This is a genomic window from Pedobacter sp. SL55 (genome assembly GCF_026625705.1).
Classification (GTDB): Bacteria; Bacteroidota; Bacteroidia; order Sphingobacteriales; family Sphingobacteriaceae; genus Pedobacter.
In genome coordinates this window covers 1841096-1859174 of the sequence record NZ_CP113059.1, presented here as the reverse complement: position 1 = coordinate 1859174, position 18079 = coordinate 1841096, and the positions used below count along the sequence as shown (strand labels likewise).

The following is an 18079-nucleotide window of genomic DNA, read 5'->3' as shown; positions in this document are numbered from 1 at the left end:
TCTAAAACCTACTTGCTTTTTTATTTTGTTCATTTTTTACATAGGCATTATTACATTACTTATTAATAAAAAGTACATTATCTTTTTGCTGAAATTTTAATGAGGATACAAATTGTATAGATTTCATGATTTCGCTAAGCGATTCGTTTCTAATGATAAAAGTTAAGCGTGTTTGGTCTGCTATTGCCTTATCGCACGTAATATCTACACCGTACCAAGCCTCCATGTAAGGAATAATTTCTGAAAGCGGCTTGTTCTCAAACACTAATCTATCTTTAATCCACGAAACAGACGTTTCTGCTTTAACCTTATTTAACTTGGTAGATAAATTTTTCTTGTTTAGCACAAACTGCTGATTAGGAAGCAAAAAATGCTCGCCTGTAAACGAATCAGCCAAAAGACTAACCTTTCCCTCTAACAAAGTTACAGTGATATCGTTTCTTTCATCATAGTTTCTTACATTAAACTTGGTTCCCAAAACTTTAATAGCCAACTGGTTTGCATTTACTATAAAAGGTTTTTGCTTATTAGGCGCTACGTCAAAATAAGCTTCGCCAAATACTTTTACCGCTCTAACCTTATCCGAAAATGTTTCTGGATAAACAATTTTTGTATTAGATTTTAACCAAACCAAAGTCCCATCTGGCAAAACCACTTTACCTTTGCTCCCCTCTGGCATAATTACTTGGTTTATAACCATTGGTTGCTGCATTTGGATATATTTTCTCGAAATATAATATCCTAGAGAAAAAATAGCCAAAAGAAGAGATGCCGCAATTTGCAAACGGTACCTTACCAATTTTTTATTTTTATGGTCATATTTTTCGGAATTAATTACCCTCGATTTGAAACGATCTAAAGCGATAGCAGTGGTCAACTCGTTCTCGGCACCCAACGAGGCGGCAAGCCAAATATCATAAGCCTGTGAAAAAGTCTTCCTATTTTCATCACTTTGTTTCAACCAATCTAGCAACAATAGCTTCTCAGAAACATCGGCAGCTCCATCCCAATACTTGACAAACAATTCTTCCATTTTATCTTTTCTTAACACCATTTTATATGCCCGTTATATCAATACACAAAACATAAGCCCATAACCCTACCTCTAATTGCATTTTTTTTAAAAAAATTTCATTTAATAAATTTATTACATTTGCCTCAACCAGAAATAAGTGAGCGATGAACGCCAAAGAAGATCTGATATTTTTTGAAGATTTATTTAAGCAATACTATGCTACACTAAAATTATATGCCTTTCGCTATGTTAGCAACGAAGACATTGCCGAAGATATAGCACAAGATGTTTTTTTTACGTTTGGGAAAATAGAGCAAAAATAGATTTTACTGCTCCAATGCGGCCTTATTTGCTAAAGGCGGTTTTCAATAGAAGTATAAACCATAGTAAAAGCAAATATGTAAAATCTAATGTTTCCATAGAAGAAAATATAGACTATTATATTGAGAAGTATATCCAATCTTCGGTGCTGCACCAAGAAGACAGCTTGCTTTTAAAGGAAATAAATGCCGAAATAATGACTTGTGTGAGTGACTTACCTGAGCAATGCCAAAAAGTTTTTACATTAAGCAGAAATATAGGTTTAGCAAACAAAGACATTGCCAACCAACTTAACATTAGTGTTAAAACCGTAGAAAAACATATCACAAAAGCACTGAAAGAGCTAAAAACGCATCTTCAAAAAAAAGGCTATTTAGAAGTCATAGCCTTACTGTTATCGTACAAGCTCAAAATCTAATTTGTTTTTACTACTGTTATCCCCAAGTTATTGTTGTACCATTTTCTGTGGGATGCCCAGTACAAACCAACACCCTACCTCTAGCGATTTCATCATCGGTAAGCACCTCGTTATAATCCATTCTTACACCGCCCGAGATGCAAGTCGCAGTACAAGTACTACACACACCACCACTACAACTATAAGGAATTTTGATTTTATTTTCGAGCGCCACATCCAGTATCCTTTTAGGCCAGGGTACGTGTAAATGATGCGTTTCTCCTTCAAAAATCAGACTAATTGAATAGGTGTTTTTATCTACTACTTTTTCGGTGGCGTCATCTTCATCTATCTCATCTTCGGGCAATACAAATGTTTCTCGTTTTACCTGATGAGGCTTGTAGCCAGCACCTAAAATAGAAATACGACAAACATCCATATAATCTACCGGGCCACAAGTATAAAAAAGTGCATCTTCCTTGTTAAAAGATAGCTGTTCTCTAATCAATTCGTGAACCAAAAAACCATTTAACCTAGCCCTTAATAAGTTTTTAGAATTACTAAAGAGATTAATTAGCTTAAACCTATCGGGATAGCTATTTTGCCATTCTTTTAATTCATCCAAGAACAAAGTTTCTTCCGTAGATCTACTGCTGTAAATCAATACTATTTTAGAGTAAACTTCTCCAACCAAAGCGGTTTTTAAAATAGCGTATAATGGTGTAATGCCCACCCCCGCAGCAAATAGAAAAACAGTTCTTTCTTTATCCTTTTCGGGTTCGTAAAAAAACATCCCGTTAGGTTCGGTAACTTCTACTACATCTCCTGCCCTTAGCGAGTGATGCAAAAACCTGGAAATTTCCCCATTTTCTACTAGCTTAACAGCAATGGCCAAAGGTTCGTCTACCAAGGGCGAACTGTAGGCCGAGTAAGATCTTCGTAACTCTTTATCGCCTATGCGAAATGATAAAGTTAAAAATTGGCCAGCTTTGTAAACTGGTTTTACCCCATTAGTTGGCTCTAATACAATGCTAATGGTTTCGTTAACTTCTTGCCTAACGCTAATAACTTTTAATTGCCCCATACTTTAACTCAAAAGTAGAAAATAATTTAGCCACAGATGCTCAGATAATTAATTCTTATTCATTATTGCCCGATAAAAATCTGTGCATCTGTGGCTAAAAAACAAAAGAAAAGGCTGCCTCCCTTATCTGGGAAACAGCCTTTTAAAATGCTTATAAAAAAGCTATACCAATTTTATTACTATTCTACTGTAGTTGTGTTTTCTTCTACAGGCTTGTAAGCAATTAATGCTTCTTGATTTTTGTAACCGTTACGGCTCGGATTTTCTAAAATTTCCTTCATCGAGATCAGTTTGTAGACATAAGCCCCTGTTTCTCTATTTAGCTTCATTTTAAAATAATTATCCTGATTTTGGCGGTTAATTTGCCTACGCATGTGGCCATCGCCAACATTGTAAGCTGCTGCTACTAAAGTCCAGCTATCAAAAATCCCATAAAGCTCTTTAATATACTTTGCTGCGGCAATGGTAGATTTTTTAAGGTGGTAGCGCTCGTCTACTTTCTTATTTACCTTTAAACCATACATACGGGCAGTGCTTGGCATAAACTGCCAGTAACCTGCTGCACCTTTTGGCGATACCCCTCCTCTTAAGCCAGACTCTACCAAAGGCAGGTACTTAAAATCGTTAGGTATACCATAGGCGGCCAAAATAGGCTCTACAATAGGAAACCACTTTGCTGCTTTTAAATGCAAACGATTAGTTTGCAAATTTCCATAAGAAAATGAAGCTAAAGTTCTCTTCATCTTTTGAGTTACCTTGGCATCGCCAACTGGCAATGTTTCTTCGGCAAACTCTAGTTGAGCTATTGAAAATACCGGCTCTTCGGTTTCTTTTTTAACGTTGGTATAGTTATCTTTCTTAAGATTTTCTACTTCTGTTGGTAGCTTATAAGCAAACACATTTGCCATCAGCAATAATCCTAAAATTACTGTTAATGGAATGAGGTGTTTCTTTAACATCTTCCTCCTTTTTTAGTTAACACTTAATACTTGCGGCTGCAAAGATAAGTTTTATTTATTTAATTATCAAGCACTTACGAAAATAAGCTCTAAAATCGCTGTTTAAAATACTGTGAACGCAGATTTTAGACGATGTATTTTTTAGAAAAATCCGTATATTTCCAAATTGTTTATCCATGTAAATTTGCTAACTTTGCAGCCGCATTATTTTATGCGATTAAAAGCGTATCATGACAAATAGTAACAAAGGGAAAAGTCGGGATGACAAGTCCAAACCAGGCAGAGGCACAACAGGAAGAAGAACCGCACAAACAGATAGTGACAGGCCAAAAAGATCTAGTGCAAGAGACGATAGCAGAAGCAGAAGTTTTGGCACTGATGACAAAAGAGATTTTAAAAGTAATAGTACCCGAGGCGGAGACTCCCAGTCTCGTTCTACAAGACCTAGAAGAGATTCTAACGAAACATCAGATTTCAAAAAATCATTCGATAAAAGAGATAGCAAACCTTGGGAAAAAACAGATAGACCATACAGCAGCAGAGGCGGCAGCGCCGATCGTAGCGAAAATAGTAGGGATAGAAAAGATAGCAAACCCTGGGAAAAAGCGGACAGGCCTTTTACTGGCAGAACCAACAACAGACGCGATGAAGGCCAAACCGAGAGAAGAGATAGCAAACCTTGGGAAAAAAGAGACAAACCATTTACGCCTAGGGGAGCAAGCGGCACCCGCGACGAAAATAACGACGGAAGAAGAGGTTACGTAAAAAAAGACAGCTATGCCAAAGATGGCGCAGCAGCTAAATTTTCGGACAGAAAAGGAGATAAATTTGGAGATAGCCGTCCATTTAGAAAGAGAGAAGAAGGCGGTTACAAAGGCAAAAAAGAAGATAAAGGCGAAAGAGTTGCGCCAACATTAAGGAACAGAAAGGTTGCTCCAAAAGTGGATGACGACTTAATACGCTTGAACCGCTACATTGCAAACTCCGGAATTTGTTCTCGTCGCAAGGCCGATGAATTGATTGAAGCCGGCGTAGTTAGCGTAAACGGTATTCCCGTTACAGAGTTAGGCCACAAAGTAGACCCTTACAAAGATGAGGTTAGGTATAACGGCGAGCTGCTTAAACGCGAAAAAAGAGTTTATGTACTTTTAAACAAGCCGAAAGATTATATTACCACTACCGAAGACCCGCAAGAGCGTAAAACGGTAATGCACCTAGTAGAGAAAGCTAGTCGCGAGCGTATTTATCCCGTTGGTCGTTTAGATAGAAATACTACAGGTTTATTATTGATGACTAACGATGGCGATTTAGCCGACAAGCTTTCGCACCCTCGTAATGGTATCACTAAAATTTACCAAGTAGAACTAAACAAAAATTTATCCCAGGGCGATTTCAATAAAATCCAATTTGGCTTAGAGCTAGAAGACGGTTTAATTAAGCCCGACAATATTTCTTACGTAGCCGGTGCCGCTAAAAACGAAGTAGGCATACAAATACATAGCGGCAAAAACAGAATTGTTCGCCGTATTTTCGAACATTTGGGCTACGAAGTGGTAAAGCTTGACCGTGTAGTATATGGCAACTTAACCAAAAAAGATTTACCTAGAGGCAAATGGCGCTTCTTAGAAGAACACGAACTGATACAGATCAAACATCTGATCAAATAAAATAAAAAATGCGCAGAACTAACTTTTGCGCATTTTTTATTATTGCTAACTTTCCTAAAAATACAAAATATGTTGTTTAAAAAACTTTTACTTATCGCTGCTCTTAGTACAAGCACCTTATTTGCTGTTGCACAAAACCACAAACTTATTGTTGGAACCTATACCAATAAAGGCAACAGCGAGGGCATTTATGTGTATGATTTCGATAGTAAAACGGCGGATGTAAAACCGTTAAGCGTAATCAAGAATGTATCTAACCCGAGCTACCTCACATTAAGTAAAAACAACGATTTTCTTTACAGCGTTTACGAAGACGGTACAAATAGTGCTGCAAGTGCATTCAAGTTTAATGCACAAACTGGCGCAGCAAACTTCTTAAACAAAGAAGCAACCAAAGGCGCCAATCCTTGTTTTATTTTAACTGATGGAAAAAACGTAATAACTGCAAATTATACTGGTGGTAGCATTAGCGTTTTTGGCATAAAAGCCGATGGTTCACTTTCTGATATAAAACAGAATGTACAACACACGGGCAGCGGCCCTGATAGACGACAAGCCAGCGCACATGTGCACCAAATGCTTTCTCTCCCGACAAAAAATATGTGATTGCCAATGATTTGGGAGAAGACAAAACCTATATCTATCATTACGATGCAAACGCCGCACAACCTCTAAAATTTAAAACCAGCGTAAAAACCAACGCAGGCTCTGGCCCACGCCATTTAGCTTTTAGCCCTAACGGCAAGTTTGCCTATTTAGCCCACGAGTTTAATGGAAAAATTAGTGCATTTAGCTATAAAGATGGCAATCTTACTTTGCTACAAGAAGCAGAAACTGTTGCAAAAGATTTTAAAGGCAATATAGATGCTGCCGACATCCACATTTCTGCAGATGGCAAGTTCTTATACGAAAGTAACCGAGGCGATGCAAATACCATCAGTGTTTTTGCTATTCAAAAAAATGGCACATTGAAATTTATAGAAACCGTGAGCACGCTAGGTAAAGGACCTCGCAACTTTAGTATCGATACTAGCGGAAATTTCCTATTGGTAGCTCATCAATACACTAATGATATCATTATTTTTAATCGCCATGCGAAAACTGGCAAATTGACCGATAGCAAAAAACGAATTCAAGTGGGCACGCCTGTTTGCTTAGTTTTTAGCAAATAACAAATCACAAAAAAGGACTTACTTTAGAGGTAAGTCCTTTTTTGTGGACTGATAACAGCTGCCTAAACAGCTTCGCTTACCTTAGCAACATTACGGTACGGATATTCGTTAAAAATATGACGACGAGCAAAACGACCTGGAGAATCGGCATTTACTAATTTGATGTAAACCGCTCTTGGAACCTCGAAATATTCGTACGAACTTCCATCATAAAAATCGATAACAAGTACCTGTTGCTTATATTCAAAATCCTGAATATTAGATAACGTAGTTGTTTGCGTGTAGACCTCCAAATTTTTATGATGTGTTTCTGGAGCAATGCTTACTAAGAAATGGTAAGCCTCAATAATTTCTTTACTTTTAGCTTCTGCTTCTAATCTTTCTTCTTCCTCTTGAAACTTATCTGGATGAAAATCTTTCATCAACGTGCGATAAATAGATTTAAGATCTTTTAACTCTGCACTTTTATCTACACCTAAGAGTTTTCTGTAGTCGGCTATTTTTTTCATCAGCTATTATTTATTTTTAATTGAAATCGGCCTACTCCATCTAACCGCAGAGGTTATTTCAAGGGTGCAAAGATACGATTTATATCTTCTTGAGTTTCATAGATAAAGGCTAAAACCAGAAACTAAGCGTATGGAAAGCAAATTAACCGCAGCAAGTCAACGGGTTAGAAATTTGATAAATAGTTTATTTTTAATAAATTGCACAAATTCTAAATTAGCTCTAATGAAAAAGCTCCTTTTCATATTGGCTTCGGCCATTGTTCTCTTAGGTTCTTGCGCAAAAGAAACAGTATACCTTGATCCCACATCTGCAGAAGCAGGGTTCTCATTTGGAGGAACCACTTGGAATTTAATTGCCTCTACCAGCATTATTAATTTCGGACAGGATAAAATGGAATTTGATCTTTATGCTTTGATGCCTGAGTGCGGAAAAGACGACACAATGACCTTCAACAAAAACAATACAATTACCGGTTCTTACGGAAAATTAGCTTGTCAAAACCAAGATAATAGTTACACAAATTTTGGCACCTGGAAACTATCTACAGATCGTAAAATTTTAGAAATATCTAGTGCCGCTTTTAATGTTGTAGGAACAAGTCTATTAAAATGTGATGTAATTATACTTAACGAAAACAATCTCCAAATTAAATATCAAACCACTGCCAACGGAATAACAACCACAACTACATCATCTTACAAAAGGATAAAATAATAACAAATTCTCAAAATTTCATGAAAAGCCTTTATTTCATATTAATATTAGCTAGTATCTTACTAGGTTCTTGCGCCAAAGACACCGTTTATTTAGATGCTGGCGCAGGCACAGACACAGGCGGCGGCACATCAACAGCCGCACTTGAAGGCACCAAATGGAAAATGACCTCACTTATATTTGGGCAAGAGATAAATGGGCAAAAAATTGAGCAGGATTTATTTTCGCTTGCTGAGGATTGCTCTAAGGACGACCTTATGATTTTCAATAAGGAGAATATTTTTATTTATGACGCTGGCGCTACAAAATGCAGAATCTAGTGAGCCCCAGCAAGAGAATGGTAGATGGACGCTCTCTGGAGACAAGAAGAAACTTACTTTAACCTCAGAATCGATTAACAACACTACAGAACCTGTAATTTATGATATTGTAGTGACCAGCACAAAGCTTACATTAACTTATAAAGAAAATATGACCGTTAACACTGGCGGACAGAATGTAACAACAACCATCTATACCATATTTTCTTTTGTACCTCATAAATAAGTATTGTTTTTCCCAGCTATTACCTGCTCGTAATACGCGATGTATTGTGGTAGTATTTTTTTAAGATCAAAATCTTTGGCTCGGGTTAAAGCATTTTCTTTAAAATACCGCAGATTTTCTTCGTTACTTAAAATGGTTACGGCTTTATTTGCCATATCATCCACATCGCCAACGTTGCACATGTAGCCACAAAAGTCATCTACATTAAGCTCTGGCAACCCGCCAGCATTTGACGAGATTACCGGCACCTTACACGCCATGGCTTCTAATGCTGCCAAACCAAAACTTTCGTTTTCTGAAGGGATGATGAACAAATCGGAAACCGATAAAATCTCTTCTACCGCATCTTGTTTACCTAAAAACCGTACATTATCGCAGATATTTAGTTCTCTACACAATTGCTCGTTAGCAGAACGTTCTGGGCCATCGCCCACCATTAACAATTTAGAAGGTATTTTCTGTAACACTTTATGAAACATCTTAATCACATCCTCCGTACGTTTTACCTTTCTAAAGTTAGAAGTATGAATTAAAATGCGTTCGTTGTTTGGTGCTATTGCTTTTTTAAAATGATCTTTAGGCTGTAAACTAAAACGGTTAAAATCAATAAAATTAGGAATTACCTTGATCTCTTTCGTAATATCAAAATGGCGGTAAGTATCTTCTTTTAAATCTTCGGAAACGGTAGTTACGCCATCACTCTGGTTAATAGAAAAAGTAACCACTGGCTTGTAGGTAGCATCTTTCCCTACCAAAGTAATATCTGTACCGTGCAAAGTAGTTACAAAAGGAATATTGATGCCATACGTAGCCAAAATTTGCTTTGCCATAAAAGCAGCCGAGGCATGAGGAATTGCGTAATGCACATGCAGTATATCAAGTTGCTCAAAACGAACTACATCTACCAGCTTACTTGCTAAAGCAGATTCGTAAGGTGCATAATCAAACAGCGGATAATCTCTAACCGCCACCTCATGGTAAAATAAATTAGCAGAAAAAAAATCTAGCCTAGCTGGCTGGCTATAAGTGATAAAATGCACTTGGTGCCCTTCATTGGCAAGTGCTTTTCCAAGTTCTGTAGCTACTACGCCACTACCTCCAAAGGTAGGGTAACAAACTATTCCTATTTTCATTTACTATGAAATTGCTTTTATTTCGCATTGAAGCTAACATAATTTACCGACTAAAAAAGATAAATTCTTGGTTAACCCTTTTTTAGCTTGCCTTTAAACAACCTAAAAAACTTTGCTCAGCAAATGTAATAGATATCTTATTTAAATATTGTTATCTGTGGGTAATAAAACACCTTCATTTAAAACACAAAAAGAGATTGTCTCAATAGTAAAATAACGGCGTCATTTTCGACGATCAAAGAGCTTACCCCGAGATTTTCCTATTGTGTGGACACATCTTTTGCTCTTTCTTATGAATCATGTGTCATTCCCGTGAAAACGGGAATCCTAATGCAAGGGACATCACCTTTAATCGCTTTAAGAATTCCGCCTACGCGGGAATGACGACAAACCCTCGGACTTGTGTACACACGATAGGAGATTTTCAGGGAGGAGAAATCTCTTTTAGAAATTACTTAAAGGAGATCTCTCTCTAGCGTTCGAGATGACGAGCGAATTTGAGACAGCCTTACCATACTAATGTACAAACACAATGGCTGGCTTTTTATATCCGGCCTTACGTTCTTCAGTTTGTATATCTACTCTAATTTTTTCTACCACACCAATTTGCTTGTTATACCTATCCAAGGCTTTTTGCGAATCTTCTAACGCATTTTTAGCTTTTTTCGCTAATTTTTCCATTTCCTTGGCATCTACCGTACCCCCATCTAGCTTTTGCGTAGTTTTGTTGCTTTTATCAGCAGCATCTTTTGCCTTATCATTAGCCTCTAAAAGCTTTACCCTCAATTTCTCAACCTCTGCCTCTTCTTTGGCTTCATCAATTTTAAGCTCTTGTATTTTCTGGCTGGCCTTTAGGGCTTCCAATCTACTGGTTAAAATACTCACTGAGTCTTTCGAAACCTTAGCCACATAAACTTGCGCCTTTGCGTTAATTACATTTAACGTCACAAATGCAAGCAATAAATAAAAAAAGTTCTTTTTCATAGCAATTGTTTGCTGTAGCTACAACAACTATAATGCCTTACGCAAATATCAACCAGAAACTATAAATTAAGGCTTTTTCTAAAAGGGAAGTAAAAAAAATTGGGGAATGTTATTCACAACTTGAGGGCATTACGCCTTTATTTCATTTTGCAGCACTAGGTACATTTCGTTTGGCCTTTGTGTGCCAATGTAATACTTTAAGCCATCTCTATCGGTAAGCACCACGGCATCTCGGCCCGATGAGAAAAAACGAACCGTACCATTTTTATGAAGATTATAAACGGGATTGTTAAAAAAATATCTGCTATAGGTTTCCTTGCGGATATCGGTAACATTGTTTAAATCTATTACCACTTTTTTGGTGCTCCACAAGCCATCTATAATAACCTTTTTATTTTCTATAACGGTTTTGTACTGCACCATAAACAGCAAAATAATAGATACACCAATAATTCCGAAACCTACTACCAAGAATAAATCAACGGTATTATCTCTGTCGCGTTCGTAAACATAAACCGCAAAACAGAAAGCGGCCATTACCAAACGTATACAAATACGGATGTAATCGCGGCCAATGTATTGTTTTTCGATGTAGGTGTATCTGCCGTCCATTTATAAATTTGATAATTCGAATATAGCAACTTTTTTTGTTGTTGCACTTACTTTGTATCTTTCATCCTGCCTCATGCCTACAACCCAAAGCAAATCGCCATTACCATTAAGCAACAACGGAACCTTATCTTTTTGTGGCAGGGGTACTTTTTCATCCACAAAAAAATCGCTCAGTTTTTTAAATGATTTCATACCCAAGGGCTTAAACCTATCGCCAGGCTGCCTAGACCTTAATACAAGTGGAAAAATGAGCAGATTGGCATCTAAATATGCAAAATTTTTATCTGATTTAAAGTTTAGATTTTCAGAAACACTTAGAGTAAGCAACCCGTTAGGCAAGCGCAAACTACCTTCTCCGTGTAAATAGCTTAACTCTTGTTCTTGCTCTGCTGTTAAAGAGATGATAAGGCGTGCTCTATCTATAGTAAGGCGATGGCTTCTACTGTAGAAAGATGTACCGCTTTGCTTGCCTAGTGCGTTTAAAATTTCATCAACCACCGCAGCGGTAAAATTTAAGGGTTTTAACAACTCGAAAAGTAGTAATTTGCGAGGTTGCAAATTCATTATGGCTCCAATATCAATAGTAACGTTTCCTTGTTCTTCCCTAAAAATCTTTTTGCGGGTTTCGGCAACCACACGCTGCAATAAAATTTCTGTTTCCGCAAAGCGATGAATGTTCTCTGCAAAAGTTTCTTCCAGTTTCGGATTGATTTCCCGCAAATGCGGTATCACATTTAAGCGAATTTTATTACGGGCATATTTACTGCTTTGGTTAGAGCTGTCTTCAACAAAAGAGAAGTTATTACTCGCAACAATATCATCTATTTCTTGCCTCGATAAAAAGAGTAACGGCCTAATTAAATGCCCACGCTTAGGCAAAATACCATGCATACCGCTAATTCCTGTACCCCTTACCAAGTTAAGTAGCACGGTTTCTATCGCATCGTTTTGGTGGTGTGCCACAGCAACATATTGGTAATTGTGTTTTACTCTTAATTCTTCGAACCAATTGTAACGCAATTGCCTAGCAGCCATTTGAGTAGAAATGTGGTGTTGCTCGGCAAAAGCTTTGGTATCAAAATGCACTATATGAAAAGGCACACCAAAACCCTCGGCCAGCAGTTTCACAAACGCTTCATCTCGTTGGGCTTCATTAGCACGCAAATTAAAGTTACAGTGGGCTATACTAAAATTAAAACCAGCGAGTTTAAATAGCTGTGCCATTAAAACAGAATCTTTACCACCGCTTACCGCCAACAGCACGTGATTGTTTTTTTCGAAAAGCTGATGTTGAGAAATATAGTCGGTAAATTGCTGGAGTGGTAACATACATCCAAAAATACAAATATTTGGTTAATTGGTTAGTTGTTGAAACTGGTTAACTGTAATTTGCAAATTGATAAAGTAAACCGTAAACTGAAACTAAAATTGTAAATTTGTACCGTGCAAAAGTTACGCCTTTTATTCTTCTTCCTAATTTGTCCATTTGTATTGTTAGCGCAAACGCGTACCCAGATTAAACTGGAAAATGCGGAAAAAGCTACCGGCGATTTGAAAATTAAAGCCAGCTATTTACGGAAACCTACCTTTAGCCATGACGGCGCTATCTTGAAATGCGACAGTGCCGTACTTTATACCGAACGCAACTTCTTCGAGGCTTTTGGAAATGTACACATTAACCAAGGCGACACGCTAAACATTTACTCAGATTTTTTGAATTATGATGGTAACGCAAAAAAAGCACATCTGGACAAAAACGTGAAATTAGTTGACCGAGAAAATACACTGACCAGTAATGTGTTAGACTATGACATGGTGGCTAAAATTGGTAAATATACCACTGGCGGAAAGCTAGTAAATAAAGACGCCACCATTACTAGTAAAAGAGGTGTTTATTTTTCAAACTATCAAGATGTATACTTTACAAAGGATGTATTAGTAGTAACTTCAGAAAAAACAACTATTACTTCAGACAGTTTACGTTATAATACTGGCAGCAACTGGACTTATTTTTACGGTCCAACTAATATTAAGAACAAAGAAGACAAGCTTTATACAGAAGATGGTGCATACAACACCAAAAGTGAAAATGCATATTTCGGCAAGAAGAACTTATACACCAACGGCAGTAGATCTTTAAAAGGCGACAGCTTGTACTACTACGGAAAACAGGGCTATGGCAAAGCGGTTAAAAATATCCTTTTTAAAGACACCAAAGACCAAACCAACCTTTGGGGGCAGCTGGGAGAATACTACAGAGATGAAGAACGTATAGTGGTTACCCAAAAAGCGTACGTAGGCATTGGCACAAAAGACAGCATTACGGTAAATAATAAAAAAATACCCGATACGCTATGGCTAGGTGCAGATACCTTAGAAAGTCAACGTTCTTTGGTAAAAGATTTAAAACTGCTAGAGCGCCCCGTAGTTAAAAAAGATAACGAAATTGGTACTGAAGACGAGAAAGAAAAAGCAGAGAAAGAAAAAGAAAAAGCAGAAGCCAGAAAACTATTGGCAGAACAGAGCGAAACGGCAAAAACAGAGAACAAGAAAGTTACAAGCCCAAATAAAAAATTGAGCAGAAAAGAGCGTAAAAAGCTGGAAGAACAAGGCGAAAAGCCAAAAACAGAAGTCCCACCGCCTTTAGATAGTTTAGCATTAAACAAAATTAAACTACAGCGAGATAGCGTGGTTGCAGATAGTTTACTAAAACTAAAGCAAGTTGCTGTTCAGAAAACTGCAAATGTAGACTCTGTAAAAACTAAAATGCAGAAAACAACCAATAAAACTGCAAAAACAAAAGAAACAGGAATAGGCAAAGCCGCTAATACTACTGCTGTAAAAAACACAGTAAACCAAGTGGCAAAGCCTTTGCTAAAAGATACAGTGGTTACCAACCCGGCCGATACAGTGAGAGCAAGGGTAATTAAGGCTTTTCATAACGTGAGGGTTTATAAATCTAACATGCAGGCTAAGGCCGATTCGCTGTTTTACACTTCTGCCGACTCGACTTTACGCTGGTATAAAAATCCAATCCTTTGGTCAGACGGAACCCAACAAACCGGCGATACCATCAACGTGTTTTTCAAGAACAGCAAAATCCATAATTTCCAAGTATTGCAAAATGGTTTTATTGTTAACGTTGAGGGAGATTCAACCAAGTTTAACCAAGTAAAAGGTAAAATAATTACCGGCTTTTTTGTTGATGGCGAACTTCGCAACATGTACGTTGATGGCAATGCCGAAAGCATTTATTACAGTAAAAACAATAAAGGCGAATACGATAATGTAAACCAAACGGTAAGTAGTAGGTTAAGATTTAAGTTTATTGAAAAAGAACTTACGCATATTGTTACCATTCGTGAGGTAGAGGGAGCTGTAGACCCGCTGCATAAACTAACTAAAGAAGCTTTGCTAACTGGCTTTATTTGGAAACCCGAGCTGAGACCAACCAGCAAAGCCGACATTATTAAAGGAGTTCCAGCTACATCAAAACCTAAAGCGAAAACGCCAACAAAACAAGCAGCTTCTGTTGGAGCTAAAGCTAAAAAAAGGCTAGCAATAAAAGCGCTACAACTAAAACGTCAAATAAAGAAGCTGAAAAGAAAATAACAGAAACTAAGGAGCTTTTAAAAGCTTTACCAAAAACTATCGACTCTGTTAAAGTAGACAGCTTAATTAAAAAGCAATAAAAAACGGCAGCTTATTACACAGCTGCCGTTTCGCCAGAAGTGGCAAACTACTTCCAGTTAGGTTATCTTTCAAAAAAGATTTACATCTTCTTTAAGCCAATTTCTCTTAAACGCTCATCTAGGTATTCGCCAGCAGTCATATCACTATATACTTTCGGATGCTCGGCATCAATACAAGAATCTAAGCTTGTTAAATCCATATTACTGCGTGGATGCAAGAAAAAAGGCACCGAGAAGCGAGAAGTCTTCATCAATTCGCGAGGCGGATTTACCACCCTATGTGTAGTAGAACGCAGTTTATTATTCGTTAAACGTTGCAACATATCGCCTACATTCACTACAATATCAGTATGTTGCGCCTTAATAGCCAACCATTCGTTGCTACGGGTTAATACCTCTAACCCATCGGCGCTAGCGCCAATTAGCAAAGTAATTAAGTTAATATCTTCATGCGCACCAGCACGTACTGCATCTGGAGCAATAGAATCTGGGTCTTCTATCGGAAAATAGTGAATGCCTCTTAAAATCGAATTTCCATTATGTACATGCTGGTCAAAGTAATCAATTGGCAAACCTAAATAAGTAGCAATAGCTCTCAATAAGTGTTTACCATTTTCTTCCAGTTTCTGGTAAATCTCTCTAGTTACAGTATTAAATTCTGGAATTTCTTCTACTATCTCATTTTCCGGATATTCACTTTTAATGGCATCGCCATCGGTAACCGTCTGTCCAATTTGCCAAAACTCTTTTAAATCGGCAGTTTTTGCACCTTTGGCTGTTTCTTTACCAGCACTGGTATAACCACGTTGACCCGCTAATTCTACCTTTTCATATTTCCGCTTCACATCAACCGGCAACGCAAATAACTCTTTAATGTTTTTATAGAGTTTATCTATAAGCTCCTGACTAACGCCATGGTTGGTAATGGTTACAAAGCCCGAATCGTTAAAAGCTTTGCCTAATTCATCAGAAAACTTTTTACGCTGCTCTTCGGTTCCGTTTACGTAAGTGTTTAAATCTAAACACGGAATATAAGGTGTTGACATATCGTTTATTTTAATGTTCAAGTTAAATTTAGAAAAGATATGTTAACAAACCTCATTATTTAAAAAAATATCAATTTAAAAATCTGTCAATCAAACGCCTAAGTTATTAACAACAAGCACAATTTAAAAGAGAATGTGTAATTTTAGAAGCGCAGTGGCAGCAGCATTATTTCCCGAAAGTCCCGCTCTCCGCTTTACTTCGGGCAAACCTATGTGTTTGCCGCTACGTGTTCGCTCCTATCGGGTCTATAACACAAAAACTATTACATGCCACAAAAATTTATTAAGCCGCTCGTCATTTTTACATCAACGTAGAACTTTTTTCGACGCTTTTACGTATTATTACATAAACACAAAAAAAATGAAAAGGTTAATTATGACATCTTTAATTCTCTTCTCTATACTAGGTGCCGATGCACAAAAAACTAAACTAGAAAAAGCAACATTTGGCATGGGCTGTTTTTGGTGTACCGAAGCTGTTTTTCAGCGTTTAAATGGAGTAAGCAATGTGCGCTCTGGCTACGAGGGCGGAAATGTGCCCAACCCTACTTACGAAGAAATTTGCACAGGTACTACTGGGCACGCCGAGGTTATTGAAATGCAATACGACCCTAGCAAAATAAGCTACGAAGAGTTGTTAGAAGTTTTCTGGAAACTGCATGATCCCACTACCTTAAACAGACAAGGTGCCGATGTGGGCACGCAATACCGTTCGGTTGTGTTTTACCACAATGAGCAACAAAAAGCAACTGCCCAAAAATATAAAGCACTACTTAACAAAGAGAACGCTTTTGGCAAACCTGTGGTTACCGCTATAGATAAAGCCGAAACTTTTTACGTAGCAGAAAACTACCATCAAGATTATTACATCAAAAATGGCCAAGCGCCATATTGTAGAGCAGTAATTTTACCAAAAATGGATAAGCTCGAAAAATTATTTAAAGCAAAAATCAAGTAGGAACGAAACATTTTTCGTCCTCAACAAACAGCAAGGCCCTAGTAAGGGCCAGTAAGGGCGAAAAATGTTTCGCCCCGACCAACCAACCAAAAAATGTTTACAGTAGCACAAATAGAACAGGCTCACGAAAAGGTAAAATCTGGAGCCGATTTCCCGAAGTACATCCAAGAAATAAAGGAAATGGGTGTTTTAAGCTTCGAAACTTGGGTAGATGATAGTCATACCGAATATTATGGAGCCGACGGCTACCAAACCTCGTCTCAACCGCAATACGAAAATCTAGAAATCTCGTTAAAAACAAATCAAGATCAATTTGTAAAACAACTAAAAGCTCATCAGCAAGGGCAAACAGATTATTACACTTTCTGTAAAGACTGTGCCGAAACCGGCATCGAAAAATGGATTGTAGACCTTAACCAAATGACCTGCATTTATTACGATAAAGCCGGCGAAGAAGTTTTGGTAGAACAAATGCCAAGCTAGCCAGTAATTCTTTTTTAAGTTGTTGCCCAGTGCATTTGGCTCACATCATTTATACCCCTAATTGCCAAGGTTAAAAAAGTTTAACTAGCTACATATCGTTCTATCATCTTTAAGTAAAAAACAGGAATATATTTTTAGCTAACACTGTTAACTTTTACTTTTGCTAACAGTGTTAACTTAATAGAAAATGTTAGTTAAAAACGATAGGCAAAAGCAAAAAGAACTCACCAAAAATGCGATCCTAAAAGTTGCAGAAGAAATTGTGCTGCAAGAAGGATGGCAAGCAGTTTCTATGAGGAAAATTGCCGAAGCTATCGGTTACAGCTTGCCGGTGGTGTACAACCATTTCGAAAGTAAAGATGCCATTCAAGAAGAATTTGTAAAGCAGGGATTTAATATGCTTGCAGTGGCCATGCAAAGCACTAAAGAAAAACATACCAACCCACAACAGCAACTTACTCAAATGGCTTTAAGCTATTTCGAATTTGCTTTTAGCAATGCTGCTTATTACAAAATGATGTTTGGCTTGGGCATTCCCAGCTGCCAGAAAGCGAGAGAAATAGCCGAGATTGGCAAATTCAGTTGTACGCTCATCAATACCATAGGAAGTCTAATGGAAGCAGATAATGAGCAACGTAAACTCTTAAAGTTCCATACACTTTGGTCTATACTCCATGGGCTAACCTCTATCAGCATGTTTAACATTACAGCGGCACCAAACGAAATGCAACAGCAAATTCTTTTGGATGCCGTACAAGGATTTATCATAAATATCAATCGTTAAAA

At 37.5% G+C, this 18079-nt stretch carries 19 protein-coding genes and 1 pseudogene; 11 read left to right on the top strand and 9 right to left on the bottom strand.

Going from position 1 to position 18079, the window contains the following annotated elements; genetic code table 11:
- Positions 1-55: 55 nt before the first annotated feature.
- Positions 56-1054 carry a FecR family protein gene (locus OVA16_RS08450; RefSeq protein WP_267764862.1) on the bottom strand — a complete coding sequence of 333 codons (999 nt, stop codon included), beginning with the start codon at positions 1052-1054 and terminating at the stop codon, positions 56-58.
- A 125-nt stretch (positions 1055-1179) separates the two neighbouring features.
- Here OVA16_RS08450 and OVA16_RS08445 point away from each other — a divergent pair, with 125 nt between their 5' ends.
- Entirely contained in the window at positions 1180-1338 is a 159-nt protein-coding gene (locus OVA16_RS08445; protein WP_267764861.1) for a sigma factor, read from the top strand.
- Between the two features lie 14 nt (positions 1339-1352).
- Positions 1353-1754 carry a sigma-70 family RNA polymerase sigma factor gene (locus OVA16_RS08440; RefSeq protein ID WP_267764858.1) on the top strand — a complete coding sequence of 134 codons (402 nt, stop codon included), beginning with the start codon at positions 1353-1355 and terminating at the stop codon, positions 1752-1754.
- Positions 1755-1770: 16 nt separating this feature from the next.
- On the opposite strand, the gene OVA16_RS08435 is transcribed toward OVA16_RS08440, so the two are convergent.
- Together OVA16_RS08435 and OVA16_RS08430 are read right to left on the bottom strand one after the other, a co-directional pair.
- Positions 1771-2817 (bottom strand): ferredoxin--NADP reductase, encoded by a 1047-nt coding sequence (locus OVA16_RS08435; protein ID WP_267764856.1) that lies wholly within the window; start codon positions 2815-2817, stop codon positions 1771-1773.
- A 179-nt stretch (positions 2818-2996) separates the two neighbouring features.
- Positions 2997-3776, bottom strand: coding sequence for a lytic transglycosylase domain-containing protein (locus OVA16_RS08430; RefSeq protein WP_267764855.1), 780 nt, complete (start codon positions 3774-3776; stop codon positions 2997-2999).
- Positions 3777-4006: 230 nt separating this feature from the next.
- Between OVA16_RS08430 and OVA16_RS08425 the strand changes: the two genes are divergently transcribed.
- Both OVA16_RS08425 and OVA16_RS20240 read left to right on the top strand, forming a co-directional pair.
- Positions 4007-5443, top strand: a complete 1437-nt coding sequence (locus OVA16_RS08425) for a pseudouridine synthase (protein ID WP_267764854.1) — start codon at positions 4007-4009, stop codon at positions 5441-5443.
- A 69-nt stretch (positions 5444-5512) separates the two neighbouring features.
- Positions 5513-6615, top strand: a pseudogene (locus OVA16_RS20240) (lactonase family protein).
- A gap of 62 nt (positions 6616-6677) precedes the next feature.
- Here the strand turns inward: OVA16_RS20240 and OVA16_RS08410 are convergent.
- Positions 6678-7124 carry a KTSC domain-containing protein gene (locus OVA16_RS08410; RefSeq protein WP_267764850.1) on the bottom strand — a complete coding sequence of 149 codons (447 nt, stop codon included), beginning with the start codon at positions 7122-7124 and terminating at the stop codon, positions 6678-6680.
- 130 nt (positions 7125-7254) lie between these two features.
- Here OVA16_RS08410 and OVA16_RS08405 point away from each other — a divergent pair, with 130 nt between their 5' ends.
- The 3 genes from OVA16_RS08405 to OVA16_RS08395 are packed head-to-tail and all read left to right on the top strand — an operon-like array spanning position 7255 to position 8385.
- Positions 7255-7839 carry a hypothetical protein gene (locus OVA16_RS08405; RefSeq protein WP_267764848.1) on the top strand — a complete coding sequence of 195 codons (585 nt, stop codon included), beginning with the start codon at positions 7255-7257 and terminating at the stop codon, positions 7837-7839.
- A 20-nt stretch (positions 7840-7859) separates the two neighbouring features.
- Positions 7860-8159: a hypothetical protein gene (locus OVA16_RS08400; protein ID WP_267764845.1), complete on the top strand. Its 300-nt coding sequence runs from the start codon at positions 7860-7862 to the stop codon at positions 8157-8159.
- Entirely contained in the window at positions 8128-8385 is a 258-nt protein-coding gene (locus OVA16_RS08395; RefSeq protein ID WP_267764843.1) for a hypothetical protein, read from the top strand. Before OVA16_RS08400 ends, OVA16_RS08395 begins: the two co-directional genes overlap by 32 nt.
- Here OVA16_RS08395 and bshA read toward each other — a convergent pair.
- From bshA to tilS, 4 genes are all read right to left on the bottom strand, one after another.
- Positions 8376-9518 carry an N-acetyl-alpha-D-glucosaminyl L-malate synthase BshA gene (gene bshA / locus OVA16_RS08390; RefSeq protein WP_267764840.1) on the bottom strand — a complete coding sequence of 381 codons (1143 nt, stop codon included), beginning with the start codon at positions 9516-9518 and terminating at the stop codon, positions 8376-8378. The genes OVA16_RS08395 and bshA overlap by 10 nt on opposite strands.
- Positions 9519-10034: 516 nt before the next feature.
- A complete protein-coding gene (locus OVA16_RS08385; RefSeq protein WP_267764839.1) occupies positions 10035-10502 on the bottom strand; it encodes a hypothetical protein in 468 nt (155 codons plus the stop codon).
- A 129-nt stretch (positions 10503-10631) separates the two neighbouring features.
- Complete coding sequence (locus tag OVA16_RS08380; RefSeq protein WP_267764838.1) at positions 10632-11114, bottom strand: hypothetical protein; 483 nt, start codon at positions 11112-11114, stop codon at positions 10632-10634.
- Positions 11115-12443 carry a tRNA lysidine(34) synthetase TilS gene (gene tilS, locus OVA16_RS08375; RefSeq protein WP_267764837.1) on the bottom strand — a complete coding sequence of 443 codons (1329 nt, stop codon included), beginning with the start codon at positions 12441-12443 and terminating at the stop codon, positions 11115-11117. It lies immediately after the preceding gene.
- 114 nt (positions 12444-12557) lie between these two features.
- On the opposite strand from tilS, the gene OVA16_RS08370 reads away from it, so the two are divergent.
- Complete coding sequence (locus tag OVA16_RS08370) at positions 12558-14726, top strand: OstA-like protein (RefSeq protein ID WP_267764836.1); 2169 nt, start codon at positions 12558-12560, stop codon at positions 14724-14726.
- A 160-nt stretch (positions 14727-14886) separates the two neighbouring features.
- On the opposite strand, the gene OVA16_RS08365 is transcribed toward OVA16_RS08370, so the two are convergent.
- The gene (locus OVA16_RS08365; RefSeq protein ID WP_267764834.1) at positions 14887-15852 is read right to left on the bottom strand and encodes an isopenicillin N synthase family dioxygenase; all 966 of its coding nucleotides are present in this window, start codon (positions 15850-15852) and stop codon (positions 14887-14889) included.
- A gap of 361 nt (positions 15853-16213) precedes the next feature.
- On the opposite strand from OVA16_RS08365, the gene msrA reads away from it, so the two are divergent.
- The 3 genes from msrA to OVA16_RS08350 all read left to right on the top strand — a co-directional run bounded on the left by msrA (position 16214) and on the right by OVA16_RS08350 (position 18077).
- Positions 16214-16810 (top strand): peptide-methionine (S)-S-oxide reductase MsrA, encoded by a 597-nt coding sequence (gene msrA / locus OVA16_RS08360; protein WP_267764831.1) that lies wholly within the window; start codon positions 16214-16216, stop codon positions 16808-16810.
- A gap of 93 nt (positions 16811-16903) precedes the next feature.
- Positions 16904-17293, top strand: coding sequence for a DUF1398 domain-containing protein (locus OVA16_RS08355; RefSeq protein ID WP_267764828.1), 390 nt, complete (start codon positions 16904-16906; stop codon positions 17291-17293).
- Between the two features lie 187 nt (positions 17294-17480).
- Entirely contained in the window at positions 17481-18077 is a 597-nt protein-coding gene (locus OVA16_RS08350; protein ID WP_267764826.1) for a TetR/AcrR family transcriptional regulator, read from the top strand.
- Positions 18078-18079: the final 2 nt, after the last annotated feature.